At 63.1% G+C, this 25,015-nt stretch carries 20 protein-coding genes and 1 pseudogene; 7 read left to right on the forward strand and 14 right to left on the reverse strand.

The features are described from left to right. Window positions 1-7: 7 nt before the first annotated feature. The 4 genes from ACB039_RS02205 to ACB039_RS02220 all read right to left on the reverse strand — a co-directional run bounded on the left by ACB039_RS02205 (window position 8) and on the right by ACB039_RS02220 (window position 1,847). Window positions 8-298 (reverse strand): putative quinol monooxygenase, encoded by a 291-nt coding sequence (locus tag ACB039_RS02205; protein WP_139750859.1) that lies wholly within the window; start codon window positions 296-298, stop codon window positions 8-10. A 174-nt stretch (window positions 299-472) separates the two neighbouring features. Next, a complete protein-coding gene (locus tag ACB039_RS02210; protein WP_139750858.1) occupies window positions 473-838 on the reverse strand; it encodes a VOC family protein in 366 nt (121 codons plus the stop codon). Window positions 839-884: 46 nt separating this feature from the next. Then, a complete protein-coding gene (locus ACB039_RS02215; RefSeq protein ID WP_139750857.1) occupies window positions 885-1,271 on the reverse strand; it encodes a DUF6404 family protein in 387 nt (128 codons plus the stop codon). Between the two features lie 228 nt (window positions 1,272-1,499). Continuing rightward, a complete protein-coding gene (locus ACB039_RS02220) occupies window positions 1,500-1,847 on the reverse strand; it encodes a GFA family protein (protein WP_041206103.1) in 348 nt (115 codons plus the stop codon). Between the two features lie 246 nt (window positions 1,848-2,093). On the opposite strand from ACB039_RS02220, the gene ACB039_RS02225 reads away from it, so the two are divergent. Further along, on the forward strand, window positions 2,094-2,996 hold the full coding sequence (locus tag ACB039_RS02225; RefSeq protein WP_139750856.1) for a LysR substrate-binding domain-containing protein: 903 nt from the start codon (window positions 2,094-2,096) through the stop codon (window positions 2,994-2,996). A 179-nt stretch (window positions 2,997-3,175) separates the two neighbouring features. On the opposite strand, the gene glpK is transcribed toward ACB039_RS02225, so the two are convergent. After that, window positions 3,176-4,678, reverse strand: a complete 1,503-nt coding sequence (gene glpK / locus ACB039_RS02230; RefSeq protein WP_041206102.1) for a glycerol kinase GlpK — start codon at window positions 4,676-4,678, stop codon at window positions 3,176-3,178. A gap of 29 nt (window positions 4,679-4,707) precedes the next feature. Continuing rightward, window positions 4,708-5,556, reverse strand: a complete 849-nt coding sequence (locus tag ACB039_RS02235; protein ID WP_005327692.1) for an MIP/aquaporin family protein — start codon at window positions 5,554-5,556, stop codon at window positions 4,708-4,710. Between the two features lie 489 nt (window positions 5,557-6,045). Between ACB039_RS02235 and glpT the strand changes: the two genes are divergently transcribed. The 6 genes from glpT (at window position 6,046) to tyrA (ending at window position 13,953) form a co-directional block, all read left to right on the forward strand. Next, on the forward strand, window positions 6,046-7,401 hold the full coding sequence (glpT, locus tag ACB039_RS02240) for a glycerol-3-phosphate transporter (RefSeq protein WP_371165031.1): 1,356 nt from the start codon (window positions 6,046-6,048) through the stop codon (window positions 7,399-7,401). A 100-nt stretch (window positions 7,402-7,501) separates the two neighbouring features. After that, window positions 7,502-8,260 carry a DeoR/GlpR family transcriptional regulator gene (locus ACB039_RS02245; protein WP_005328190.1) on the forward strand — a complete coding sequence of 253 codons (759 nt, stop codon included), beginning with the start codon at window positions 7,502-7,504 and terminating at the stop codon, window positions 8,258-8,260. Between the two features lie 360 nt (window positions 8,261-8,620). Beyond that, window positions 8,621-10,108 (forward strand): glycerol-3-phosphate dehydrogenase, encoded by a 1,488-nt coding sequence (gene glpD / locus ACB039_RS02250; RefSeq protein WP_371165032.1) that lies wholly within the window; start codon window positions 8,621-8,623, stop codon window positions 10,106-10,108. Window positions 10,109-10,211: 103 nt separating this feature from the next. Beyond that, complete coding sequence (gene glpQ / locus ACB039_RS02255) at window positions 10,212-11,291, forward strand: glycerophosphodiester phosphodiesterase (RefSeq protein ID WP_371165033.1); 1,080 nt, start codon at window positions 10,212-10,214, stop codon at window positions 11,289-11,291. Window positions 11,292-11,621: 330 nt separating this feature from the next. Continuing rightward, window positions 11,622-12,695, forward strand: a complete 1,074-nt coding sequence (locus tag ACB039_RS02260) for a 3-deoxy-7-phosphoheptulonate synthase (protein WP_042648708.1) — start codon at window positions 11,622-11,624, stop codon at window positions 12,693-12,695. A 118-nt stretch (window positions 12,696-12,813) separates the two neighbouring features. Then, window positions 12,814-13,953, forward strand: a complete 1,140-nt coding sequence (gene tyrA / locus ACB039_RS02265) for a bifunctional chorismate mutase/prephenate dehydrogenase (protein WP_042648709.1) — start codon at window positions 12,814-12,816, stop codon at window positions 13,951-13,953. Window positions 13,954-14,019: 66 nt separating this feature from the next. Here the strand turns inward: tyrA and hdfR are convergent, their stop codons facing one another. The 8 genes and pseudogenes from hdfR to ACB039_RS02305 form a co-directional block, all read right to left on the reverse strand. After that, window positions 14,020-14,895, reverse strand: a complete 876-nt coding sequence (hdfR, locus tag ACB039_RS02270; RefSeq protein WP_005328182.1) for an HTH-type transcriptional regulator HdfR — start codon at window positions 14,893-14,895, stop codon at window positions 14,020-14,022. After that, window positions 14,895-15,254, reverse strand: a complete 360-nt coding sequence (maoP, locus tag ACB039_RS02275) for a DUF413 domain-containing protein (RefSeq protein ID WP_005328181.1) — start codon at window positions 15,252-15,254, stop codon at window positions 14,895-14,897. The genes hdfR and maoP overlap by 1 nt, the downstream gene beginning before the upstream one ends. A 290-nt stretch (window positions 15,255-15,544) precedes the next feature. Next, a complete protein-coding gene (gene eco / locus ACB039_RS02280; RefSeq protein ID WP_005328180.1) occupies window positions 15,545-16,027 on the reverse strand; it encodes a serine protease inhibitor ecotin in 483 nt (160 codons plus the stop codon). Window positions 16,028-16,214: 187 nt separating this feature from the next. Beyond that, a complete protein-coding gene (locus ACB039_RS02285; protein WP_171274092.1) occupies window positions 16,215-16,772 on the reverse strand; it encodes a DUF1566 domain-containing protein in 558 nt (185 codons plus the stop codon). Further along, window positions 16,769-18,127 carry a DUF1566 domain-containing protein gene (locus tag ACB039_RS02290; protein WP_148304741.1) on the reverse strand — a complete coding sequence of 453 codons (1,359 nt, stop codon included), beginning with the start codon at window positions 18,125-18,127 and terminating at the stop codon, window positions 16,769-16,771. The genes ACB039_RS02285 and ACB039_RS02290 overlap by 4 nt, the downstream gene beginning before the upstream one ends. Before the next feature lie 62 nt (window positions 18,128-18,189). Further along, window positions 18,190-20,604 carry a proprotein convertase P-domain-containing protein gene (locus ACB039_RS02295; protein WP_371165034.1) on the reverse strand — a complete coding sequence of 805 codons (2,415 nt, stop codon included), beginning with the start codon at window positions 20,602-20,604 and terminating at the stop codon, window positions 18,190-18,192. Between the two features lie 35 nt (window positions 20,605-20,639). Next, window positions 20,640-22,679, reverse strand: a complete 2,040-nt coding sequence (locus ACB039_RS02300; RefSeq protein WP_005328171.1) for a prolyl oligopeptidase family serine peptidase — start codon at window positions 22,677-22,679, stop codon at window positions 20,640-20,642. Further along, window positions 22,679-24,837 (reverse strand): annotated as a pseudogene (locus ACB039_RS02305) (TonB-dependent hemoglobin/transferrin/lactoferrin family receptor). Before ACB039_RS02305 ends, ACB039_RS02300 begins: the two are co-directional and overlap by 1 nt. Window positions 24,838-25,015 lie beyond the last annotated feature (178 nt).

Raw genomic sequence — 25,015 nt, forward strand, 5'->3', positions numbered from 1 at the left:
GCTGGATTCAGGCTAGTTGATAGCGGCGTACATTGGTGCTGGCAAACCAGCCCTGGGTGTTGGCCACGAAGGCGAGAAAATGGGGCTGCTGCTGGTGGGCACTGAGGGCGGCCTCACTCTCCCACTCCTCGTGGATCATCCAGCCGTGGGGGCTCTCCAGGCTCTGGTGCAACTGGTAGCAGAGGCACCCGGGCTCTTGCAGGGTAGCCGCTATCAAGGGGCCCAAGGCGGCACGACACTCGGCGGCGAATTCAGGCTTGGCCTCAAGCTGGGCAATCACAATCACGGGGGATGACATCTGAACCTCCTCGTTAAGACGAGAATCAGTATGCCCGCCGCCTATCGTGGGAAACAGGGCAGCAGTCGCAAAACACTATTGAGATAAGAGCAGCAATGAATGGGCAGGGGCGAGGCTGAGGTGAGGAAGTCAGGGAGGTAAAGGAGCAGGGAACGCCGGAGCGCCCCCTTGCCATCAGGCATTGGCCGGCTCGGACCAGACCGCAAATTCATTGCCGCTTGGCTCGACAAAGTGGAAGCGCCGGCCGCCGGGGAAGTCGAATAGCGGGCGGTTGATGATGCCGCCATGGTGCTGCACCTTGGCCTGGGTTGCCTCTATATCGGCGCTGTAGAACACCAGCAGGGCGCCTCCCTGATGGCTGTGACTGCACATATCTGCGCGGTAGAAACCACCATCTAGCCCTTCCCCTTCGAAGGCGCAATAGTCGGGGCCGTAGTCCGCGAACTGCCAGCCGAAAGCGGCGGTGAAGAAGGCCTTGGTGGCCGCGAGATCCCTGGCGGCAAACTCCACATAGTTCAGTTTTTCATGGGCCTTGGTCATGGCAGCTTCCTTTTGTTTCAAACGATGTGTGATGGCGGCCGCGTGATTATCTGGGCTGCCAGCGTTTCTGTGTCTTTGGCGTGGAGCAGGGCAGAGCCCCCCAGGGAGTCAGCTTTAGCTGTAGCCGGCGGATCTGGAAGAAGATGGCCATCAGCAGACCGAAACAGAGGGTGAAGAAAGTGGCCTGACGCAGGGCATATTCCAGACTCACCTCATGTTCCCGGCCGAAAAACCACATCAGCAGTCCCCAGATGATGCCAGTCGGTAGCCCCAGTGCGAGCAGATTGATCATGAAACGCTCATAGTGGGGCGGCCTCAGCTGCCAGCCAGTTCGGCGCAGCAGACGGTATAGCGGCGGGGCGTAATTGGGCTCCTTCACACCCTTGCTTGCCAGCTCTTTATGGGCGGCGAATAGACGGTGTTCAAATAACATTGTGCTTCCTTTGTGTGGTAGCAGAGCAGGGCTCACGATGAGATGCCTGCCCAGAATATCTCTATGCGGGCTCCGATTGTAGCCTTTTTTTCCGGCTGGGGTGTTAGCGCCGGATCACATCGAGCCGTGCAGGAGAAGGGGAGAGCGGGCGGTGGGGATAGAGAGGGACAGGCCAGAGGGAAGAGAGGCACCTCCGGCCTGATTGACAGCGTCAGACGGCTTCTATGGTCACAGCGCCCGACCATCGTAGTGCTGCACCGGCAGCGACTCGGGCTCTATCCCCTCCAGGCAGCGGACATTGATGGCGACGATATGGTTGCCCTTGGGATCCACGCCTTCGCCATAGGGGTGCATGCCGCACACTGGGCAGAATCTGTGTTTGACCACATGCTTGTTGAAGGTGTAAGTGCTGGCCGCCTCGTCCGGGGTCAGCAACCTCATCTTGTCATGGGGCATGATCCACAGCAGGGACCCCTTGCGCTGACAGATGGAACAGTTGCAGGCCATGACCTGGCTCAGCTCCCCTTCGACTTCGAATGCCACCCTGCCGCAGTGGCAGCTTCCCTTGTATTTCATCACCCGACTCCTTGTTGTCTGGCTTGATCCTTAGGCAGGTACCGAACCACTTGTCTGCCAAAGGCCATCTTCATTACCCGCAGGGCTTGTCCCGATGGGATGCGCGAACCGACTCAGTATAGCCATCCCGCGTCGGACGCCTCTGGCGGGCTAATGCGCGCAGGTGACCCCTAGCGGGCCATGACGCTTGCCAACTCATCGCCATAATGACTATAAAGCCCCATGACTCTTGCCAGGACAACAACAATGAAGACCCATTCCGATGAACTGACCCTGTTCGTGGCCGTGGTGGAGGCGGGCAGCTTTCGCCAGGCGGCGGAGAACCTCGGGATGGACAACTCGGTGGTGAGCCGCGGCATCAAGCGCCTCGAAGAGAAGCTCGCCACCGTGCTGCTCAACCGCACCACCCGTCGGGTCAGCCTGACCGAGGAGGGGAGCTGGTTCTATCAGCGGGCGGTGAAGGTACTGACCGAGATGAGCGAGGCGGAGAGTCATCTGCTGATGCGCCGGGAACAACCCGAAGGGGTGTTGAGAGTCGACGCCGCCACCCCTTTCATCCTGCACCGGCTGGTGCCCATCATCGGCGAGTTTCGCCGCCGCTATCCAGGGATCGAGCTGCAACTGCACAGCTCCGAGGGCTTCATCAACCTGATGGAGCGGCGGGTGGACATGGCCATTCGCATCGGCGAGCTGACGGACTCCTCCCTGCGGGCCCTGTCGCTCGGACGATCCAAGCTGCGGTTGCTCGCCTCCCCGGACTATCTTGCGGAGCGCGGTACCCCGCGCCAGCCGGCTGACTTGCTGGCGGGCCACGAGCTGCTCGGCTTTTTGCACCCCGATCACCTCAACCACTGGCCGCTGCTGAGCAGTGAACAGGGGGACAGGTTCGCCATCACCCCGACCTTGCGGGCCAGCAGCGGCGAGACCCTGCGCCAGCTGGCGCTCAGAGGTCAGGGGATCGTCTGCCTGTCGGACTTCATGACGGGAGAGGACAGGGCGAGCGGTGCCCTGGTGGAGGTGCTGGCCCGCAGCAACAGCGGCGCCTCGCGCCCCATCCATGCGGTGTTCTACTCCGATGCCCAGCGGGATATCCGACTGCGGGTCTGGCTCGATTTCCTCAAGGAGCAACTCGGCGCCGAGGCGTTGTAGGAGGCGGGCAGGAGGTTGCACTCTCTGCCGACCGCTTTCTACCAGAGGGAGGAGATTGCATACCTTTCCTGACGAAGGGGAGGGGACAGAGGGGGCGCTCGCCAGCGCCAATAAGAAGAGGCCGACATTGCTGTCGGCCTCTTTGTTTTCTTCATCTCAAGGATGTGCCGGTTACCCGATCACTCCTCTTCGGCCCAGCGGCGTGAACGCTCCACCGCCTTCTTCCAGCCGTTGTAGCGTTTGGCGCGATCTTCCTTGTCCATCTGGGGGATGAACTCGCGATCGACGCTGAACTTGTCTTCCAGCTCTTCGGAGCTCTTCCAGAAACCGACGGCCAGGCCTGCCAGGAAGGCGGCGCCCATGGCGGTGGTTTCGATGCGGGTCGGACGCACCACTGGGGTGTGCATCATGTCGGCCTGGAACTGCATCAGGAAGTCGTTGGCCACGGCGCCGCCGTCTACCTTGAGGGCAGCCAGCTTGATGCCGGAGTCCTGCTGCATGGCATCCAGCACGTCGCGGCTCTGGTAGGCGATGGATTCCAGCGCGGCACGGATGATGTGGTTGCGGTTGGCGCCGCGGGTCAGGCCGACCATGGTGCCGCGAGCATACGGATCCCAGTAGGGGGCGCCCAGACCGACGAAGGCCGGTACCAGGTAGACGCCGTTGGTGTCGCCAACCTTGGAGGCGAAGTAGTCGGTGTCGCGGGCATCGTGAATGATTTTCAGCTCGTCACGCAGCCACTGGATGGTGGCGCCACCCATGAATACCGCACCTTCCAGCGCGTAATTCACTTCCCCTTTCGGGCCGATGGCGACCGTGGTCAGCAGGCCGTTGCTGGAGCGGACCGGCTCGGTGCCGGTGTTCATCAGCAGGAAGCAACCGGTGCCATAGGTGTTCTTGGCCATGCCTTTCTCGAAGCAGAGCTGGCCGAACAGGGCAGACTGCTGGTCACCGGCGATGCCGGCGATGGGGATGCGGGAGCCGCCGCCACGGGTGGTGTAGCCATAGACCTCGGAGGAGGGTTTGACCTCTGGCAGCATGGAGGCGGGGATGCCCAGCTCGTCCAGCATCCGCTCGTCCCACTTCAGATCGCGAATGTTGTAGAGCATGGTGCGCGACGCGTTGGTCGGGTCGGTGACGTGCACCTCGCCGTTGGTCATCTTCCACACCAGCCAGGTGTCGATGGTGCCGAACAGCAGCTCGCCGTTCATCGCCTTCTCACGTGCCCCTTCCACGTTGTCCAGGATCCACTTCACCTTGGTGCCGGAGAAGTAGGCGTCCAGCACCAGGCCGGTGTTCTCGCGCACGTACTCTTCCAGGCCGCGGGCCTTGAGCTCTTCACAGATGGCCGCGGTGCGGCGGCACTGCCAGACGATGGCGTTGTAGATGGGCTTGCCGGTGGCTTTCTCCCACACCACGGTCGTTTCACGCTGGTTGGTGATGCCGATGGCGGCGATCTGCTCGCTGTGCAGGCCGCTCTTGGCCAGCACCTCGGTGAAGACGGAGGACTGGGTCGCCCAGATCTCCATGGGGTCGTGCTCGACCCAGCCCGCTTTCGGGTAGTGCTGGGTGAATTCGCGCTGGGAGGTCGCGACTATGTTGGCATCCTGATCGAACACGATGGCACGGGAGGAGGTGGTACCTTGATCCAGCGCGACGACAAATTTCTTTTCAGCAGACATGATGTTCTCCACGTTTGGGGGGACCGCTCTTAGGCGGCGGCCTCTTCTTTATTGGACAGCTTGGCGGCTTCTTCGGTCACGACACGGTTGCCCGGGACGCAGGGAGCCAGCACTTTCACATACAGAGCGGTACCCAGCTGGGCGCCGACGATGGGGCCGAGGATGGGGACCCAGAAGTAGGGGTTGTCGCGACCACCGGTCAGGGCCACATCGCCCCAGCCTGCAAAGAAGGCGAACAGTTTGGGACCAAAGTCACGGGCCGGGTTCATGGCAAAACCGGTCAAGGGGCCGAGGGAGGCGCCGATCACCGCGATCAGGATGCCGATCAGCAGGGCGGCGGCGAAACCTTTGGGGGCGCCGTTGTTGTTGTCACCCAGCGCCATGATGCCCAGCATCAGGACGGCGGTGATCACCAGCTCGACCGCGAATGCCTGCATGTTGCTGAGCAGGGCATTGGGGTAGGTGGAGAAGATGCCGGCGGTGCCGAGGCTCTCTACGCTGCCGCGCACCACGTTGTGGGTCAGTTCCCACTGGGTGAAGAGGTTGCCATAGAGGAAGTAGACCAGGGCGGCGGAGGCGAAGGCGCCCGCTATCTGGGCGATGATGAAGGGCACCACCTTGCGCTTGTCGAAGCCGCAGAAGGTCATCAGCGCCAGGGTCACGGCCGGGTTCAGGTGGGCACCGGAGATGCCGCCGGTCACGTAGATGGCGATGGCGACCCCCAGGCCCCAGGTAATGGAGATTTCCCATTGCCCGAAGTTGGCGCCAGCCAGCACCAGGGCGGCCACACAACCAACGCCGAAGAAGATCAGCAGGCCGGTGCCGATAAACTCGGCGAGGCACTCGCCGAGCAGGGTATTGGGTCTTTGTATGCTCATAGTTGTTATTCCTTATATCCACCCAGAGTAGGTTTGATGTTCCGTTTCGTTATCTTGCATTCCCATTTCTTGCGTCCGAAAACGTTTCTTCTTGTTGTTTGAGCTGACGCAAACGTTATGCTCGTTTGCGCTCGTTATTGGACGAGAGAGAAAATAAACCTTCTGTGCCAATTCACCAGACCCCCGCCACTGGAAATGTGGACAAGATCCCATTCATTGCTAAGAAAATGTGACGAAAAGCAACAGTTATCGGCATTAATACTCCTTAGTGGGTAGCTAAATTCCGTGCCCTGCAAGGGCTGGAGGCCGATGCGCGATCACTCATCGGGTGACATTCTTTGTAATAAAACTGCAATAATTTAGCCTTCATCACAGATTAAATGTTCACATATGAGCACAATAGGCTCGCTTGCGAAGTAAGGACTCAACTGGTCGCAGGCACGATCGGGGCACCCTCAATCGCCCATAACAACAATAAGGAAGCAGAACATGCTTAGTCTCTTCAGGCCTGCACCCCACATCGACCGGCTACCGGCCGACAAGGTGGACCCCTTCTACAAACGCATGCGTTGGCAGGTGTTTTTCGGGATCTTCTTCGGTTATGCCGGCTACTACCTGGTGCGCAAGAACTTCAGTCTGGCGATGCCCTATCTCATCGAGCAGGGCTTCTCCCGCGGTGATCTGGGGCTGGCCCTGTCCGGTGTCTCCATCGCCTACGGTCTCTCCAAATTCCTGATGGGGAACGTGTCGGACCGCTCCAATGCGCGCTACTTCCTCTCCGCCGGCCTGCTGCTCTCGGCCGGCATCATGTTCATGATGGGGACTGTGCACTGGGCCACCTCCAGCATCGCCATCATGTTCGTGCTGTTGTTCCTGAACGGCTGGGTTCAGGGCATGGGCTGGCCGCCCTGCGGTCGCACCATGGTGCACTGGTGGTCACAGAAGGAGCGGGGCGAAATCGTCTCGGTCTGGAACGTGGCCCACAACGTGGGTGGTGGCATGATAGGTCCGCTGTTCATCCTCGGCATGGGCTGGTTCAATGATTGGCGCAGCGCCTTCTATGTGCCGGCTGCGGCTGCGGCTGCCATCGCGGTGATCGCCTTCTTCGTGATGCGTGACACCCCGCAGTCCGTGGGTCTGCCACCCATCGAGGAGTACAAGAACGACTACCCGAAGGATTACAACGAGAGTCACGAGCAGGAGTTCTCCGCCAAGGAGATCTTCATGAAGTACGTGTTGCACAACAAGCTCTTGTGGTACATCGCGATTGCCAACGCCTTCGTCTACCTCATTCGCTACGGCGTGCTGGACTGGGCACCGACCTACCTCAAGGAAGCCAAGGACTTCAGCGTGGATCACTCCTCCTGGGCCTACTTCCTCTATGAGTGGGCGGGGATCCCGGGCACCCTGCTGTGTGGCTGGATCTCGGACAAGATGTTCCAGGGCCGCCGCGCCCCGGCCGGTATCCTGTTCATGGTGCTGGTGACCGTGGCCGTGCTGGTCTACTGGTTCAACCCGGCGGGCAACCCGACCATCGACATGATGGCCCTGGTCGCCATCGGCTTCCTCATCTACGGCCCCGTCATGCTGATAGGCCTCTATGCCCTGGAGCTGGCGCCCAAGAAGGCCGCCGGTACCGCAGCGGGCTTCACCGGCCTGTTCGGTTACCTGGGCGGCGCGGTCGCGGCCAACGCCATGCTGGGCTATACCGTTGACCATTTCGGTTGGGACGGCGGCTTCCTGGTGCTGACCATTTCCTGCCTGCTCTCTATCGTACTGCTGGCCCTGACCCTCAAGCACGAGAACATCTCGATCGCCCACAAGGCCGCTGCCGACAAGGCATAAAACGTGATCCTGCCCTTATCAGTCCGAAAAGGGATAGGGTACACTGCCAAAGGCCCCGCAATGCCGGGGCCTTTTTTCGTCTCTCAAGCGGAGTGCAAGCGTGAAGCAAACCCAACGACATCTGGAGATCCTGGACGTTCTGACAAGGCAGGGCTTTGTCTCGACCGACGATCTGGTGACCCATTTTGACGTCAGCCCCCAGACCATTCGCCGGGATCTGAACGATCTCGCCGAGCAGAACAAGATCCGGCGCCATCACGGCGGGGCCTCCCTGCATTCGAGTACCGTCAATACCGCCTACAGCGCCCGCAAGGTGATGCAGCTCAAGGAGAAAGAGCGCATCGCCCGCGAGGTGGCCGCCAATATTCCCGACGGTTCATCGCTCTTCATCGACATCGGCACCACCACCGAGGCCATCGCCCGCGCCCTGCTCGATCACCGTGAGCTGCGGGTGGTCACCAACAACCTCAACGTCGCCAGCATACTCACCGCCAAGGATGACTTCACCGTCATCATCGCCGGTGGCGAGATCCGCAACCGGGACGGGGGCATCGTCGGGGAGGCGACCCGCGACTTCATCGGCCAGTTCCGCATGGACTATGGCGTCATCGGCATATCCGGTATCGACAACGACGGCTCCTTGCTCGATTTCGACTACCACGAGGTGAAGATAGCCCAGGCCATCATCGCCCACTCCCGCCAAGTGTTCCTGGCCGCCGACCACACCAAGTTCGGGCGCAATGCCATGGTCAACCTCGGCAACCTCAACCAGATCCACGCCCTGTTCACGGATCAGGAGCCGCCGGAGAAGTTGATGCGACTGATGTCCCAGCATCAGATCGCCTGCCACATCTGCTGAGTCTCCCCACGCCGCATTAGCATCAGGCCGCCGTCAGGCGGCCGCTTTCTTGCTGCGCTCTCACGGGGCCTTCCCCATGCGGGGCGCCTTGCCCCTGCAGCCTCTCTCCGTCTGTCCCTGTGTTGCGGTCTCGGCCAGCCGCGCCCGCATCCGTTGCGGCAGATTCGCCCTGGCAGTAGGGACAATGGCGAGGGCTTGGGGCGGCACTTTGTCACCGACCGGCAGCATTTTTAGCATTGTCAGAACAATCGCGATCACATTTCCCTCATAAAATGTTCGTTTATCATTTTTTCATGTTCTAATATGAGCGAAATCAAACATTGCCGGCATGGCGAACACAAAATAAGAAAGTAGGTGAACATGAGCGAACATTATGATCTGGTCGTCGTCGGCGGCGGCATCAACGGGGTCGGCATTGCGGCGGATGCGGCGGGGCGGGGGCTGAAGGTGGCGCTGTTCGAGGCGCAGGATCTCGCCTCGGCCACCTCGTCCAACTCCAGCAAGCTGATCCACGGCGGCTTGCGCTATCTCGAACATTACGAATTCAGGCTGGTGAAAGAGGCGCTGGCGGAGCGGGAGGTGCTGCTCGGCATGGCGCCGCACATCGCCCGTCCCATGCGATTCCGCCTGCCGCACCGCCCGCACTTGCGCCCGGCCTGGATGATCCGTGCCGGCCTCTTCCTCTACGACAACCTGGCCAAGCGCGACAAGCTCAAGGGCAGTTGCGGCCTGCGCTTCCTGCCGCAAGATGGTCTCAAGAGTGGCATCAACAAGGGCTTCGAGTACTCGGACGCCTGGGTCGACGACGCCCGCCTGGTGGTGCTCAACGCCATGATGGCCCGGGACAAGGGCGCCGATGTGCAGACCCGCACCCGCTGCGTCAAGGCGGTGCGCGGATCCAAGCACTGGACCCTGACCCTGGAGCGAGAAGGGGGCGAGCAGTTCAACGTCACCTGCCGTGGTCTGGTCAATGCGGCCGGTCCCTGGGTCAAGACCTTCTATGACGAGAGCCTGCACGAGAAATCCCCGCGCGGCATTCGCCTCATCAAGGGCAGCCACATCATAGTGCCGCGCATCCATGAGCGCGAAGAGGCCTATATCCTGCAAAACGAGGACAACCGCATCGTCTTCGTCATCCCCTACCAGCAGGACTACTCCCTCATCGGCACCACGGACGTGGAGCACCATGGCAGCCCGCGGGAGGCGAAGATCAGCGAAGCCGAGATAAATTACCTGTGCAAGGTGGTCAACGCCCACTTCACCCGCCAGATTGCGCCCTCCGAAGTCATCTGGACCTATGCCGGGGTGCGGCCCCTGTGCGATGACGAGTCCGACTCACCCCAGGCGGTGACCCGCGACTACACCCTTGAGCTCTCCGGCGAATCCGACGGGGCGCCGCTGTTGTCGGTGTTTGGCGGCAAGCTCACCACCTATCGCAAGCTGGCCCAGGCCGCCTGCAACAAGCTCAAGCCCTGGTTCAGCCAGATGGGCGAGGACTGGACCGCCACCAGCCGTCTGCCCGGCGGCGAGTTCGACTGCTCCACCACCGAGCTGGCCCGCGCCTACATGCTCGAATTCGACTGGCTGGACGAGCGCAGCGCCCGCCGCATCGCCGAAGCCTATGGCAGTCATGCCCGTCTCTGGTTGCACGAGGATCGCGGCCAGCACTTTGGTGCCGGGCTGTACGAGTCGGAAGTGCGCTATCTGATCAGCCGCGAGTGGGCCCACTCCCTGGAGGACATCCTGTGGCGCCGCAGCAAGCTGGGGCTGCGCCTGTCCGAATCCGAGCAGCAGCAGCTCGGTGCCTGGCTGCTTGAACACCATCACGCCCTGCCCAAGGCAAGCTGATTGAAGCGGCGGGCTGCCCCTTGGCCGCCCGCCGTAAAACTGCAATAAACCTCTGCTATAACAACTACCTACATCCAATAAACAATAACAAAGAGCACCTTTCATGAAACAACCTCACCTCTCTCTCGTGGCCCTGGGCCTCGGGGTCGCCCTCGCATTGCCCGCCCTGGCCGCAGATGAAGGCAAGATAGTGATTGCCCACCGCGGCGCCTCCGGCTATCTGCCCGAGCACACCCTGGAGTCCAAGGCGCTGGCCTATGGCATGGGGGCCGACTATCTGGAGCAGGATCTGGTGATGACCAGGGATGACCAGCTGGTGGTGATGCACGATCACTTCCTCGACGGCATCACCGACGTGGCGACGCGCTTCCCCGGTCGTGCCCGCCCGGACGGTCGCTACTATGTGGTGGACTTCACCCTGGCCGAGGTGCGCTCCCTGCGCATGACGGAGCCGTTCCAGCTGGTGGACGGCAAACAGGTGCCCGTCTATCCGGCCCGCTTCCCGCTGTGGCAGTCCGACTTCAAGATCCACACCTTCCAGGAAGAGATAGAGATGATCCAGGGGCTCAACAAGAGCACCGGCAAGAACATCGGTATCTACCCGGAGATCAAGGCCCCCTGGCTGTTCCGCCACGAGGGCAAGGACATCTCCAAGGCGGTGCTGACCGTGCTCAAGGAGTACGGCTATACCGGCAAGAGCGACAGGGTCTATCTGCAGAGCTTCGATGTGGATGAGCTCAAACGCATCAACAGCGAGCTGATGCCGGCCCTCGGCATGGACTTGAAGCTGGTGCAGCTGATGGCCGAGACCGACTGGAACGAGACCATGGTCTACGACACCAAGGGCAAGGCGACCCCCTACGACTATGACTGGATGTTCAAGCCGGGTGCCATGAAGACCATCGCCGGCTACGCCGACGGCATAGGCCCCTGGAAGCCAATGATAGTCACCGAGCCGGGCACCCCGGGCAAGCCGGTGTTCACCGCCATGGTGAAGGAGGCTCACGCCGCTGGTCTCAAGGTGCACCCTTATACCTTCCGCCAAGACGAAGGCCAGATCCCGCCCTATGCGAAAGACTTCACCGACCTGCTCAACATCTTCCTCTACCAGGTGGACGTGGACGGGGTGTTCAGCGACTTCCCGGACAAGGCGGTGGCGGTCATCAAGGCCCACGGCAAATAATAAAAGAAGAGCAACACGGGAACGCAAGCGGGGCCAGGTGCCCCGCTTTTTTATGGCGGCAGGCCGGCAAAGGCGTGATGAGGTACAGGGTGTAATTATTTGTTTACGATTTTCATGGTGCAGAGGGCCTTTTACACGCTACTTTCTGGCTGTTTTGGTCACGGGAGTGGTCATTAATCCATCTATTGATGCAGTAAACCGCTAGTTTCACTTGATTGTTTGTTTTTCCTTGGTAAGGTGAGGGCGGTTGCGTAACAAAGCGCTGACTTGTGTAAACAAATGAATACACCTTGGCGCAATTGGCTTGAATACAGTAGAGAGAATGAGAAAATGCAAAGAGATCCCCTGAACAACATCCATATCCAGTCCGAACAAGTGATGATCACGCCTGCCCAGCTCAAGGAGAAGCTACCCATCTCCGACAAGGCGCTGGCATTCGTGCAAGGGGCCCGCAATACCATAGCCGACATCATCCACCGCCGGGATCACCGCCTGCTGGTGATCTGTGGACCCTGCTCAATCCACGACATGGACGCCGCCAAAGAGTACGCAACCAGACTCAAAGCGCTGCATGATGCCTACCAGGACTCTCTCTACATTGTCATGCGGGTCTACTTTGAGAAGCCACGCACCACGGTCGGTTGGAAAGGGTTCATCAACGACCCGAATCTGGATGGCACCTTCGATGTAGAGCTGGGGCTGCACCGTGCCCGCGAGCTGCTCTGCTGGCTGGCGGAGCTGGAGCTGCCGCTGGCCACCGAGGCGCTGGATCCCATCAGCCCCCAATACCTGGCCGAGCTCTTCTCCTGGTCGGCCATAGGCGCCCGTACCACAGAATCCCAGACCCACAGGGAGATGGCGTCCGGCCTCTCCATGCCGGTCGGCTTCAAGAACGGCACCGACGGCAACCTCGGCACCGCCATCAACGCGCTGCAGGCGGCCTCCAGCCCCCACGCCTTTATGGGGATCAACCAGCAGGGCCAGGTCGCCTTGTTGCAGACCCAGGGCAACCCGGATGGTCACGTGATCCTGCGCGGCGGCAAGCACCCGAACTACGATTCGGTCAATGTGTCGCTGGCGGAAGAGGCGCTGGAGAAGGCGGGCCTGCTGCCCGGTCTGGTGGTGGATTGCAGCCACGGCAACTCCAGCAAGGATCACCGCCTGCAACCCAAGGTGGCGGACAACGTCATCCACCAGATCCAGGAGGGCAACCGCTCCGTCATAGGTGTGATGCTCGAATCCAACCTGTTCGAGGGCAACCAGTCCAGCGAGCAACCCAAGGCGCAGATGCGCTACGGCGTCTCCATCACAGATGCCTGCATCGACTGGGAGACCACGGCGGACCTGCTGGCCCGCTGCCACAGCCAGCTGGCGGCGCCGCTCAAGAGCAGAACCGCGCTGTAAGTCGTGGTATCTTGTCGTAACTGATTGAACCATAGAGGTATCACTGCCCACGCAGTGATACCTTGTTGCCTCTTGAATCACAGGGCGCCGCCGCCAGCGGCGCTGGCAGGGACTGGATATGGCTGAAGAGTTGAATGCCCTCAGGGACAAGATAGATGCGGTGGACAAGCAGCTTATTGATCTGCTGGCCGCCCGTCTGGCCCTGGTGGGGGAAGTGGGTGAGGTAAAGAGCCGGCACGGTCTGCCCATCTATGCACCGGACAGGGAGGCGAGCATGCTGGCCCGCCGCCGCGCCGAGGCCGAACGGCTGGGGGTGCCCGGCGATCTCATCGAGGACGTGCTGCGCCGGGTGATGCGCGAATCCTATATTCTGGAATCCACCAGCGACAAGGAGCACCACTTCAAATGCATGAAGCCAGCCCTTGGCAAGGTGGTCATCATAGGCGGTCAGGGTCAGCTTGGCCGCCTGTTTGGCCAGATGTTCGGCCTCTCCGGCTACCGGGTCGAAACCCTGGAGCAGGGGGACTGGCCGCGCGCCGACGAGATCCTCGCCGATGCGGGGCTGGTGATGGTGGCGGTGCCCATCGACATCACCTGCCAGATCATCGACCGGCTCGGCAAGCTGCCTGCGGATTGCCTGCTGGTGGACGTGACCAGCGTGAAGGCGGCGCCGCTCGAGCACATGCTGGCGGTGCACCAGGGACCTGTGCTGGGGCTGCACCCCATGTTCGGGCCGGATGTGGCGAGCCTCGCCAAGCAGGTGATCGTCTGCTGCCAGGGCCGCGACCCCGCCGCCAGCCAGTGGCTGCTGGATCAGATGGCCATCTGGGGTGCACGGCTGCAGCAGGTAGAGGCCAAGGCTCACGACGAGGCCATGACCCTCATTCAGGCGCTGCGCCACTTCGCTACTTTCGCCTACGGCTGGCACCTCTCCCGGGAGCAGGCCAATCTGGATCGCCTGCTGAGTTTGAGCTCCCCCATCTACCGGCTGGAGCTCGCCATGGTGGGACGATTGTTTGCCCAGGATCCCCACCTCTATGCCGACATCATATTGTCGTCACCGCAGAACCTCGCGATGATCCGCCGCTACTACCAGAACTTCGGCGAGGCGCTGGGGCTCTTGGAGCGGGGGGACAGGGACGGCTTCATCGAGGCCTTCTCGCAAGTGTCCAGCTTCTTCGGCGAACACGCCGACGAGTTCCTGCGCGAGAGCCGCACCCTGCTGGCCCAGGCCAACGACCGTCGTCACCATGGCTGACGGCACGCATCCATAACAAAGGGGCCGCTTGGCCCCTTTTTTCATGCTGCTCAGGCTGAGGCCCGGCTACTCGGCCGATGGCAGCCGCAGATCGGCGCCATCCCATCCCAGCGGCAGGGTGAGCAGCTGATCGATGAGCTCCCGGCGATCGGATTTCTCCAGATAGGCGAGATAGAGCGGGCGACTCAGCGCCTGTCCCCCTTCCACCAGGTGCAGTTGTCCCTGCTCCAGGAAGGGGCTCACCATGCGCCGCGGCAGATAGGCGGCGCCCCCATTGGCCAGCACGAACTGCAGCGCCATGCTGGCAGAGCTCGAGTGCAGCACAGGAGTCTTCTGCAGGCTCTGCAACCGGCTGGAAGGGGGCTCGAAACTGGTGCCCCAGTCGAGGTGAATATGGGGCATCTGCATCAGGCTGTCCGCATTGGCGGCCGGCTCCCGGCTTACCAGCTCGAACACCAGCTCGCCGATGGGGTGCAGGGCTATCTCGTCTATCTTGGTCGGCTCGGAGAGCAGGGCGAGATCGAGGGAACGCTCCAGCAACTGGCGGCACAGGTGCTCGCGGGAGGCGGTTTCGAGGCGCACCGCGAGACCGGGGGCCAGGGCATAGACATGGTTGAGCCAGTCATTGAAGTCGAGCTCCCAGAACACCGCGGGTGCACCTATGGCGAGCTGCTGACTGAAACCGGGGGAGAGGGCCACGTCCTGCCTGGCGCGGCCCAGGGTATGCAAGATGGCGTCTGCGTAAGGCAGCAGACGCTCACCGGAGGCGGTCAGACGGATGTTGTTGCGATGGCGGGCAAACAGGCTGACCCCGAGTTGTTGCTCGAGCTGGCGGATCCGAAAGCTGACCGCCGACTGGGTCAGGTAGAGATTCTCGGCAGCCCGGCCAAAATGCCGGGTCTTGCTGACCTCGATGAAGGTCCGAAGCAGCTCGGTATCCATTAATCGAGGGACTCGTCGCTGCCACCGCCGCCACCGCCCTCAAAGCTGCCGCCCGCATCCTCATTGGCGCCACCCGCGACTGTGCACAGACGGTGCACCCGCTTGGGACCAATCACCTTCAGGTACTTGAACCATACCTTGGCGTGGGGGTTGCTGCCGGCTGCGCCAGACTTGACCTGCTCAATGAAGGCGCTTTCTACGTCATCGCGGGGGGCCAGGTTGCCCTGATAGAGCGCCAGCATCACTGTGCCGTATTTTTCCAGACTGTCCGCTTCGGCCACGGTGAATTCGCCACTGCGACGCAGGCCACGGGGAAAATGTTTGAAGTCGTTGAAACGCTTGTCTGATTCGAAGCTCATAGTGCTCTTGTTCTGGTTAGTTTGACCTTTGCGGGCAAGTATCATCAGGCCGTCGCAGAGTGCAAAATCAATTTTCTTACTATGTTAATAAATATCTTTTATCGAACAGCCTTTGTCTCATCCCGAGGGAGAATTTTGCGGTCCGCAGCACAAAAAGCCTGAAAAATAGTGGAGTTATGTCAGGTTTTGTACAGCTGGACCCGGTCTCTGCAGGGTAAAAACAATAAAATAAAGGCGCCATGCGGCGCCTTTATGTGTTCATGGATTGGCTGAACCTGAGCGTCGGGCGCTCATTCAATCATGGCTGGCTGCGCCAGGTTGTCGGCACGCCACAGACGGTAGCGCACTTCATACTCCTGCGGCACATAGATGACGAACGGCAGCTTGGAGTTGTAGTTCACGAAGAAGCCCTGACCATAGATCTGGACGAAGCTCTCTTTCTTCTGGCCATCCGGGCAGGCCATCAGGGTGCTGACAGGACCCGAGACCTGGCCCAGGGTCAGGTAGTTGTAGCCCCAGCCCTTGACGCTGTGCTGTTCCAGGTTGCCGGCGAAGCGGGGCAGGTTGCAGTCCACCAGCATCTTCTTGCCCACTTGCAGCTCGACCATCATGTCGGCTTCGTTTTCGACTTCCGGCAGGCGGATCACGACACGTTCCTGGTTCACTTCGGCGGCAGGGAACATGCTGATATCAAATTTTTTCGGTTCGGCGGCGAAGGCATGGCCGCCCAGTAACAAGGCGCCCAGCAGGCTAAAACGCAATACGGTTTTCATCTGTACCTCATGGGATTGGTTCAACGCCGCTAGACTAACCGCTCTGCCCGTTTCACGCCAGCGCTCCGGCGCGCAAAACCCGCCTGAACCGGCACAGGGTGACGTAATTTGATGCTTTTTTGACGCCTTCCACCCCAAAGGGGCCATTCGGGGGAAAACCGGGCAGGGGAGTCCCCGCCCGGATGGCTCACCTTACCAGCAGCACCTGCTTTGCCCAGGAGCCGGGGGCCCGCATGCCGACGGCGCCACTGGTGATGTCCAGATAGGCGACGCCCTTGCTGGCGGGCACCGGGGTGGAGGACCAGAGGTAGACATAGCCGTCGTTCACCTCCTTGCCGTCCCCGGCCATGGCGCGGGGGAAGAGGGTCTCGTTCAATGCCGGCTTGTAGCAGGCGGACTCCAGTATGCTGATGAGCTCCTTGATGGTGGGCAGGCGCCAATCGGTGTGGCCGCCGAAACCGTGGAGGGCATGGCTCGGCTCGGTGCGGATCCGCTCTGCGGTCAGCAGGGCCTGCTGCCAGTAGAGCCGGGTCGGCTCGCCGCTACAGCTTCCATTCTGCCAGCTTTGGCCGAGCTGGCAGCGCATCCAGGTGAGGCCGGAGGCCCGGTCGGTGACGGTGCCGTTGCCGCGATCCAGGAAGCGGGAGCTGGGGCTGGTGCGCGGCAGGGTGTCGTCGCAGATGGCAATGGCCAGTGCCAGCGGGCTGCACAGGGTGAGCAGCAGGGTCAGAAGATACTTGTTCATCGGGTTACCTCGGCCACAAGGCGCAGTTGTATGGCATTGATTTCATTTTCGTTCTGGACGCCATAGGGGTAATCGGTGCCCGCATCCTCCCCCAGGAACTGAGGGCTGATGACGGCGATGGGGACGCTCTCGAGGCGCCGGGACGGGGTCAGGGTCTGGGTCCAGTAGCTGCCATCGAAGTCGCCGCTCGAGGGACCGACGTCGGGGAAGTAGCGCACATCCAGGCTGACCAGCTGGCCATCCTGGCGGGCGAGGGAGCCATAGTGTTGCAGACTGCCGAGCTCCTGGGCTGTGGGCAGGCGCCAGTGCCCTATGCCGCAGAGTCGTTGTCCATTGAGCCATTGGCGATACTGCTCGGTGGAGCAGATGGCCTCCCCCTCGGGGCAGGCATAATCCAGCTCCGCCTGACTGGGGTGATAGTTGCCAAACTCCCAGGCGAAGACTTTGTGCAGATCCCGCGGACTGTCCGGATCATCGAGCTTCTTCTCCCAGATGAGGCCGGTGTTGAGATCCTCCACGCACTCCCACTCGTCGGCATTGTCCGCCAGGGGCTGCCCCTTGCTGTCCAGCTTGCGATAGCGCAGGGGCGCCTGGCCCAGGCTCGCCTCCTGACCCGGGTGATCCGCAGGCTCCTGGGTCAGCAGGTAATCCACCTCGTCCGTGTAGGTAGTGACGCCGCTGGCGGTCACCAACGCCCGGGGTTGCTGCTGCATCAGCACGGCGGCGAGTCTGGCCTGCTGGCTCAGGAGCTCGGGGCTGGCGGCAAAGTGCCGGGCGAACTCGGGCAGCAGGGTGACCAGCCCCTGCCAGATCTGGCGTTGGCGCTCGCCGGTGGCAAGACCGGGCAGGCTGGCGGCGTCATCCCGTGTCGTCAGGGCGAGCGCCTCCAGTGCCCTGTTGAACTCCTCCAGCTGCACCAGGGCCGCGAGTCCCTGACCCGGTTGCAGGGGCGCAAGGGCGAGCAGCAGCTCGGCCAGGGCCTGGGCCGGCGGGATCCCGTCCGCGACCCGGCTCTGCAACAGTGTGCTCAAGGGGGTGGGGGTGAGGTGCTGATCGTCCAGGCGCGCAGCCGGGTGGGTCAGGGCCAGGGCGTCCGGCTCCCGGGGGATGAACAGCAAGGGGCTGGTGAGCAGGCCGGGGGCGCTGGCGCTCAACTGGCGCGCGCCAGCCTCGCCACTGACCACAGGCTCGCCTGGCTCGCAGTTGTCGTTCTGGTTCAGGTTGACGCACAGGGTGCCTGCTGCGGGCAGGTTGACCGTCAGACGGTAGTCCGGCGCGGTCAGGGGCGCCTCATCGGATCCACCACCACCACAGGCGCTGAGCAGGGGGGCCAGCAGACAGGCCAGCGGGGTCATTCTCATCTTCATTTCTTGTCCTTGGAGGGGCCTTGGTCCCTCTTTGCTTTTATGGGGATGGATCAGCCGCGACGGCAGAGGCGGCGCCAGAGGGTGAGCGACAGCAGCCAGAGCAGGTTGACAGTGCCGCCCCCGCTGCTGTCCGCGGTGTCGAAGTGGATGATGCCGTCATCCGGCGGGGCGACGGGCTCACCACACTGGGCGCCGGTGCGCTGGCTGATGCTCCAGCCGGTGATGCGCCCCTGATGGCCCGGCTTGCTGTCCACCACCTCCAGGGTCCAGCGACCGGCCAGCGGCTCTCCCACCAGGGGGGTGAAGGGCTGCAGGGGCAGCAGCTCGGTGGGGAAGACCCCCTTGAGCCGTGGCAACGGGCTGTATCCCTTGTCCCAGATCTGGATGCGGGTGCCGGAGGGGGAGTTGAGCCAGATCTCCAGCTCATCCAGGGCCTGGTGTTGCAAGTCCAGGTTCAGCTGCAGGCGATCGCTCACCCGGGCGTCGCTCTTCTCCAGCACCAGGCTGGTTTCGCTGATGCCGCGCACCTCCTCGCTCTGGGCATCCTTGAGGGTCAGCGGCTGGCCGTTGGCCCGGCTGATGACGGGGGTGCCGATGGGCAGGGTGAGGGACTGCTGCCACTGACGCTCGGTCGGGCTGGTACCGCTCATGGCGAGGCTCACCGGCAGGCTCACCTCGTCGCCACAGGCCAGCGGGCTGGCGGCCAGCAGTCGTACTGTGGTGGTGAGGCTGGCACCGGCCGCCAGGGTGGTTGCTGACCAGGCCAGGGGATCGGCCTGCAAGCCGGCGGGCAGGGACAGGGTCAGGGCGTTGAGGGTCACCGGGGTGCTGCCGGCGTTGCTGAGGTCCAGCTGCACCGACTGACGCTGCCCCAGCGCAAGAGCGCTGCCCTCGGCCAGAGCGACGTTGACGGGGGCCTGCAGCAGGCCGTGCTGGCGAAACGCCTGCTCCAGATGGCGGGCATAGGAGCGCGCCGGATAGAGGCGCGCCGCCGTGTCCACGGTAATGCGGGCCAGCTGCGGCATGCGGATGGCGGGCCCCAGGCCGAAGTGAGACTCGATGACGAGGCGATCGAACTCGTCCCGCGCCCCTTCCCCGTGCTCGGCCACAGACGCCAGCAGGGCCTGGAACAGCGGGGTGCCCCACAGCTGATCCCCGTTGCTGCCGTTGATGGTGCGGTGGGCCGGGTAGTTGTAGTCCGGGTGGTAGCGGGCCCGAGCATCGTCCAGCTGGCGCGGGGTGCGGTCGGTGAAGCGGGCATCCCAGTTGAACACCATGGCGGGCTCGAACTGGCGGCCCGCCTCGCTGCGCTGGCGATGGCTGGCGGCCAGGAAGTCGCCGAAGCCCTCGCCGATGGCGCCCCAGTCCCCCTCTTCCCCGAGATCCGGCACTATGTGGTGCTGCACTCCGTGGCCGAACTCGTGCCAGATGACCATGGGATCCTCGGCATCGGGGACACCGCTGCGACCCAGCTCCAGCCTGCGCTCGAACGGATCGTAGAGAGAGTTGTCCTGATAGCCTGCGTCCGTGTCGATGTCGAGGGCGCCGGGGATGAGGTCGGTGAAGCCGAGCGCCTTGAGGTGGCGCTGGGCCAAGTCCAGGTGGTAGTAGGCGTTGATGTCGGCAAAGCCCGGATCGTCCCGGGTCAGGCGAAAGGCCTGCTGGCTGTCTGCCCCGTAGGGGGTCGTGGTGGGCTCGATGGCATCCACCACTCGAGCGTGGGGGCCGCTCAGCACATAGTCATTGCCCAGCAGGGTGACCGGCAGTGCCACCTTGTCCTGATAGGCGGCATCTGCCAGCACCAGGGTCTCGTGCCAGACCAGGCTGGCGTCTTGCAACTGGGTGCGGGGATCGGGATCGAACACCCGCGCCAGGACCCGCAGATCCCCCGCATCCGGGGTACGCAGCGCCTGGGTGCTCGCCTGATCCCCCCAGCGGCCAAGTTCGCGATCGCCGTCGCAACTGGCAAACAGCTGGACTCGGCTGGCCTTGGCATTGCCCGCCTTGTGCTCGCTCACCCGCTGGCGCAGGGCCGGCACCAGGGTGTCGCCGTCACGCCAGTACCAGGCTTCGACCTGTCCCAGCGGTGCTATCTGGCTGCCGTCGGCGCGCAGCTGGTCCAGCAGGGGATCCAGGCTGATGCTGGCATCGCAGCCGGGCGCTGCGCTCTGCAGGGGGCGCAGATTGTGATAGAGGCGCCAGGGTCTGCCGGCGCTGTCTATGCTGACGGCGGCCTGGGTGGTGGCCACCGGCAGGCCGTTGACCAGCATGCGGAAGCTATGGTGGTGGCCGAGCAGGCTGGCCCTGTCGTAGTCGGGGGCGAGGGTCACGCCGAGGCGCTGCTCCAGCCAGGCCTGGGGCGTGGTGGCCAGGGGTTCTTCATCGACAAACTGCAGCTCGGCCGCCAGCAGGGGCTGGGAGAGCAGGGTTGCCGCCAGCCAGAGGGCCAGGGAGGAGGGTTTCATGGGTGACTCCAAAACAGAAAAGGTGAATGCGGACATCAGTGACGGACCCCCGCCAGGGAGAGCAGGAAGGCATACTCCCGGGCCGCGCGCAGCTCGGCCGTGCGGGGATTGGCCAGGTGGCCCCCCTCGAGTTCGGTGTGCAGCAGATAGGGTCCGGCCCCTGTGCTGTGGGCCCGCAGGCGGGCCAGCCACTTGAGGGGCTCCCAGTAGGGCACCTGGCTGTCGTGCAGCCCGGCCGTCACATAGAGGGGCGGGTAGGGGGCCGCGTTCAGGTTGTCGTAGGGGCTCAGGCGGCGCATGGCCGCATAGTCGGCCGGGATGGCCGGATTGCCCCACTCCCCGTACTCCTGGCGGGTGAGGGGCAGCTCGGGATCCATCATGGTGCCGAGCATGTCGACGAAGGGCACCTGCAGCACGGCGCCGGCGAAGCGAGTCGGCGCCTGATTGAGGGTCGCCGCTACCAAGAGACCGCCGGCGCTGCCGCCCATGGCGAACAGCCGGGTGGGATCGATGGCGGGATCCCGGGCGAGGCTCTCTGCCACCGCCAGGAAATCGTCCACGCTGTGTTGCTTCTGCTGGCCGCGACCCTCCTTGTACCAGGCCTCTCCCAGCAGACCGCCGCCGCGCACATGGGCAATGGCGTAGACGAAGCCGCGATCCAGCAGGCTCAGCACCTGGGGCTGGTAGTAGGGGCGCATGGGGGTGCCGTAGGCACCATAGCCATAGAGCAGCAGCGCCTTGGGCGCCTGAATGTCCTTGCGCCACACCAGGGAGACAGGCACCCGGACGCCGTCCCGGCCGACGACCCAGCGCCGCTCGCTGCGGTAGGGGGAGGAGGAGGCCAGCTGCTCCTGGCTCCAGGTGCCGGAGGCCAGATCCAGCCAGCGCTGGTGCGGCGCCTCGGCCATGCCCTGGCGGCGGATCAAAATCTGCTGGCTGGCGGGATCATGGGCACCCTGGATCCAGGCCGTGCCGGCCCCTTCGGTGAGCGCCAGGCTGTGGGTCAGCTTGCCGCCTGCATCCAGCACATCGAGCCAGTCGTCCCCGGCCTTGCGGTATTGCAGCACAGTGTGGTGGGCAAACAGGCGCCACTTCTCGAGCTCCCGGCCCTCGCCTGACCAGAGGGGTTGCCAGAGCCCGGCCGCTACCTGAGCTAGGCTGGGTGCCTGATAAAGACCCATGGCCCCGGCCCGGTTGCTCTTGACAAGCACCCTGTCCCCTTGGGTATCCAGGTAGTACTCGAGCCCGCGCTCACGGGGCTTGAGCAGGGTAGGACCGCCCTCATCCAGCAGGTATTGCTCCGAGCTGTCGTGGTTGTTGCTCTGCAAGATGAGGTGACGCTTGTCCGTGGTGCGATAGAGGCTGAGCAGCCAGGCGGGATCGGCCTCCTGGTGCACCAGCGCCTCCTTGCCTGCCTGCCAGGCCCACAGTTGCCAGGGGCGCAGGGTGTGGCGCTCGTTGGCGACCGTATAGAGGGCCTTGCCATCCAGGCTCCAGAGCAGATCGCTGGCGCGGTGTGGCAAAGAGGCAAGCGTCTCGCCGCTCGCCAGATCCAGCAAGGTGATGCGGTAGTCCCTGTCCCCTCGGTGGTCTTCGGCCAGGGCAAGCAGGCGGCCATCCGGGTGCAGGGCCCAGGCGGCAACCTCGTAGTAACCCTGATCGGGCTGACGGGAGGCCAGCCGCTGGCGGGGGGCGGAGCGCGCGTCGCTGCGCTGCCACAGGCTGCCGTCCGCCTTCATGCGCCACTGGCTGCCGGCCTCGGTCAGCCACTCTTCTGGCAGGGGTTCGCCCCTATCCCGGGCCTGCCACTCGGCTTGCAGCGTCTTCGCAAGCGGCTGCTGGCCGGCGAGTTGCTGTTCGGTCCAGCGGTTCTGCTCGCGCAGCAGCGTTAGCAGCTCGGGGGCGCGGCGACTGTCGTCACGCCAGCCGCCATAGGGGTCGAGGCGGGCTATCTCCCCCTTCATCAGCAGTGGGCGCTCGGGGATAAGGGGCGCGGCCTCCTGGGTTGCCTCAGGAAGCGGGGCGGCAGGGGCCGGGGTGGCCAGCAGGCTGGCCAGTACAAGCAGGCTGTGCATCAGATCCCCACTAAGGTGTAGCGCAGGCTGGCACTGAAGGTGCGGCCGCTCTGGGTGAAGAGCCCGGCATCGGTACCGGCTTCCAGCCCGGCCACATCCTGATAGCGGGTGTAGCGGGTGTCGAACAGGTTATCGAGCTTGAGGTTGACCTTGAGGGCATCGGTGATCAGCCAGTCCGCCGTCATGGCGAGGCTGAACCAGCCCGCGCTGGTGAGGCAGGCATCCTGGCGCTTGGTCAGGCTGTTGCCGCAGCTGGGCACCCTGTCCATGGCGGCGGCGTAGTCCGCCTGCACCCCCAGGCTCCAGTCATGGGTCTGGTAGCTCAGGCGGGTGTTGCCCTCCAGCGGCGTCAGGGTGCGCAGCGCCTCGCCCTGGCTGTCTTCCCCGTCGACCCAGCCGAGCTTGGTGGCCAGCTCCCACTCCTGGGTCAGCCAGTAGCTGGCGGCGATTTCCGCCCCCCAGGTTTCTGCCTTGGCCACGTTGCGGTACTGGCGCAGGATGACGCCGTCACTCAGGCGCAATCCCACCTCGCGCCAGTCGATGAAGTTGTAGTAGCGGTTGTAGAAGAGGGCCGGCTTGATGCTCCAGTTCTCCCCCTCGCCGCTGAGCCCCCACTCAACGCTGTGGCTGGTCTCCTCCTTCAGATCCGTGTTGGCGATGATCTGGAATGGCGGCAGGGCGAAGTAGTGGGGAATGTTGCCGTACACCTTGTCGTAGGAGGGGGCCCGAAAGCCGTTGGCATAGCTGAGCCAGCTGCGCCACTGCTCGTTGACGCGGTAGCTGGTGGCCAGGCTCGGGGAGAGATGCCAGCTGTGGTTCTCGCCCTGATTGCCATCTTGCGGGCGCAGCCACTGGTGATCCATGCGCAGGGTGGGGGTGAACTGCCACCGGCCCAGGGTCGCCACGTCGCCGAGCCAGACGCCGGCCCGGTCGGTGCGGGCACTGCTGAAGGGCTCGGACTGGCTGGGCTGGGGCACCCCCGCCTCTAGGCTCAGCTTCTCCACCGGCCGCTCGTGGCGGGTACGCTCCAGCTCGACGCCGTAGTTCAGCTTGTGGGCGATGTCGCCGGTGACGAGATCCCGGCGTACGTCCAGCTCGCTGCCGACCCTTTCTTCGGTGAAGGTGGAGAGCTCCCGCTCGCTGCGGTAGCGGGGATAGCCGCTCAGCAGGTCGTTTTGCAGCAGGCTGCGCTTGTTGGCGCTGTTCTTGGAGTGGTTGCCATAGAGGCTCCAGGTGAACTGATCCGCCAGCAGACTGTCGAGATCGCTCGCCTCCCAGCCAAGCTTGCCCCCCTGGGTGCGCTGGCTGCCCTGCTCGTGGTATTGGCGCACCTGCCACTTGCCGTCAGGCTGGGGCACTTCGCGCGGCCCCTGATCCCGCTTCGCATTGTCCTCGAAGTAGTCGAGCTCCAGGCGCAGCAGGTGGTGATCGCTTAACGGGAAGCGGGAGCTGGTGGAGGCGCTGAGGCCGTCCAGATCCGCCGGGATGCGGCTCTCGTCATAGTTGGCGGTCTCGTGCCCCTGCCAGCCGGAGACCCGCAGCAGGTGCTCGCTATTCAATACCCGGGCGGCGCCGGTGGCGCTCAGCTTCTGCTTGTCGCTGCTGCCGTCCTGCAGCACCTTGCTGCCCAGATAAGCATCCTGCCCCTGCAGGTAGTCCTCCGGCTGCTTGGTAGAGATGACAATGGTGCCGCCGATGGCGTCGGAGCCATGGAGAGAGGAGCCGGCACCCTTGGCGACCTCTATCTGCTTGACGTCATCGAGATCGAAGCTGAAACGGCCCACCTTGTCGTTGAGGTCGTCGGCGCCGAAACCGTCGCTGACCCGCACCCCATCCTTGATGATGAGCACCCGGTTGCCGCCCATGCCGCGGATAATGATGTTCTGCGGCCGACCGGCCGACCGGCCGAGCCGGTCACCGAGACCCCGGGTTCGTTCTTGAACACGTCGGTGAGTTCGGTGGCGACCTGGCGATCCAGATCTTCTTGTGTGATGACGGTGATGGAGACTGAGACATCGGACAGCTTCTGCTCGATGCGCTGCCCCTTGACCACTATGGTCTCGTGGGCCCTGGGTTCGGGATCTGTCCCAACGGGATCGCTGGCGGCCAGGGCTGTACCGGACAGCAGCATGGGCCAGTAGTGAAGCAGTGTTTTCATTGTTGATAATGATTTTTATTTAAGCCTGAAGGGCGCGGATTATTGCAGATGAATCCCTTCGCTTCAATAATTGATAATCATTATCATTTTGGTTTTATGATCTTGATCGGACTGAGTTTTTTGAGAGATGAATCAGTAGTTGCAGGGCATACGTTTGCGAAGGGCGCTGACCGGGGGA

The sequence above is a fragment of the Aeromonas sp. S2(2024) genome (assembly GCF_041402505.1).
GTDB lineage: Bacteria > Pseudomonadota > Gammaproteobacteria > Enterobacterales > Aeromonadaceae > Aeromonas > Aeromonas media.

Excerpts from the sequence above, each read along its gene's own strand:
- ACB039_RS02285 (WP_171274092.1), bottom strand. The coding sequence starts at position 16,772 with ATGAACAAGTATCTTCTGACCCTGCTGCTCACCCTGTGCAGCCCGCTG.
- ACB039_RS02260 (WP_042648708.1), top strand. The coding sequence starts at position 11,622 with ATGCAAAGAGATCCCCTGAACAACATCCATATCCAGTCCGAACAAGTG.
- ACB039_RS02210 (WP_139750858.1), bottom strand. The coding sequence starts at position 838 with ATGACCAAGGCCCATGAAAAACTGAACTATGTGGAGTTTGCCGCCAGG.
- glpQ (WP_371165033.1), top strand. The coding sequence starts at position 10,212 with ATGAAACAACCTCACCTCTCTCTCGTGGCCCTGGGCCTCGGGGTCGCC.
- glpK (WP_041206102.1), bottom strand. The coding sequence starts at position 4,678 with ATGTCTGCTGAAAAGAAATTTGTCGTCGCGCTGGATCAAGGTACCACC.
- ACB039_RS02295 (WP_371165034.1), bottom strand. The coding sequence starts at position 20,604 with ATGAAACCCTCCTCCCTGGCCCTCTGGCTGGCGGCAACCCTGCTCTCC.
- tyrA (WP_042648709.1), top strand. The coding sequence starts at position 12,814 with ATGGCTGAAGAGTTGAATGCCCTCAGGGACAAGATAGATGCGGTGGAC.
- hdfR (WP_005328182.1), bottom strand. The coding sequence starts at position 14,895 with ATGGATACCGAGCTGCTTCGGACCTTCATCGAGGTCAGCAAGACCCGG.
- ACB039_RS02225 (WP_139750856.1), top strand. The coding sequence starts at position 2,094 with ATGAAGACCCATTCCGATGAACTGACCCTGTTCGTGGCCGTGGTGGAG.
- ACB039_RS02215 (WP_139750857.1), bottom strand. The coding sequence starts at position 1,271 with ATGTTATTTGAACACCGTCTATTCGCCGCCCATAAAGAGCTGGCAAGC.
- ACB039_RS02235 (WP_005327692.1), bottom strand. The coding sequence starts at position 5,556 with ATGAGCATACAAAGACCCAATACCCTGCTCGGCGAGTGCCTCGCCGAG.
- ACB039_RS02290 (WP_148304741.1), bottom strand. The coding sequence starts at position 18,127 with ATGACCCCGCTGGCCTGTCTGCTGGCCCCCCTGCTCAGCGCCTGTGGT.
- ACB039_RS02300 (WP_005328171.1), bottom strand. The coding sequence starts at position 22,679 with ATGCACAGCCTGCTTGTACTGGCCAGCCTGCTGGCCACCCCGGCCCCT.
- maoP (WP_005328181.1), bottom strand. The coding sequence starts at position 15,254 with ATGAGCTTCGAATCAGACAAGCGTTTCAACGACTTCAAACATTTTCCC.
- glpT (WP_371165031.1), top strand. The coding sequence starts at position 6,046 with ATGCTTAGTCTCTTCAGGCCTGCACCCCACATCGACCGGCTACCGGCC.
- glpD (WP_371165032.1), top strand. The coding sequence starts at position 8,621 with ATGAGCGAACATTATGATCTGGTCGTCGTCGGCGGCGGCATCAACGGG.
- eco (WP_005328180.1), bottom strand. The coding sequence starts at position 16,027 with ATGAAAACCGTATTGCGTTTTAGCCTGCTGGGCGCCTTGTTACTGGGC.
- ACB039_RS02205 (WP_139750859.1), bottom strand. The coding sequence starts at position 298 with ATGTCATCCCCCGTGATTGTGATTGCCCAGCTTGAGGCCAAGCCTGAA.
- ACB039_RS02220 (WP_041206103.1), bottom strand. The coding sequence starts at position 1,847 with ATGAAATACAAGGGAAGCTGCCACTGCGGCAGGGTGGCATTCGAAGTC.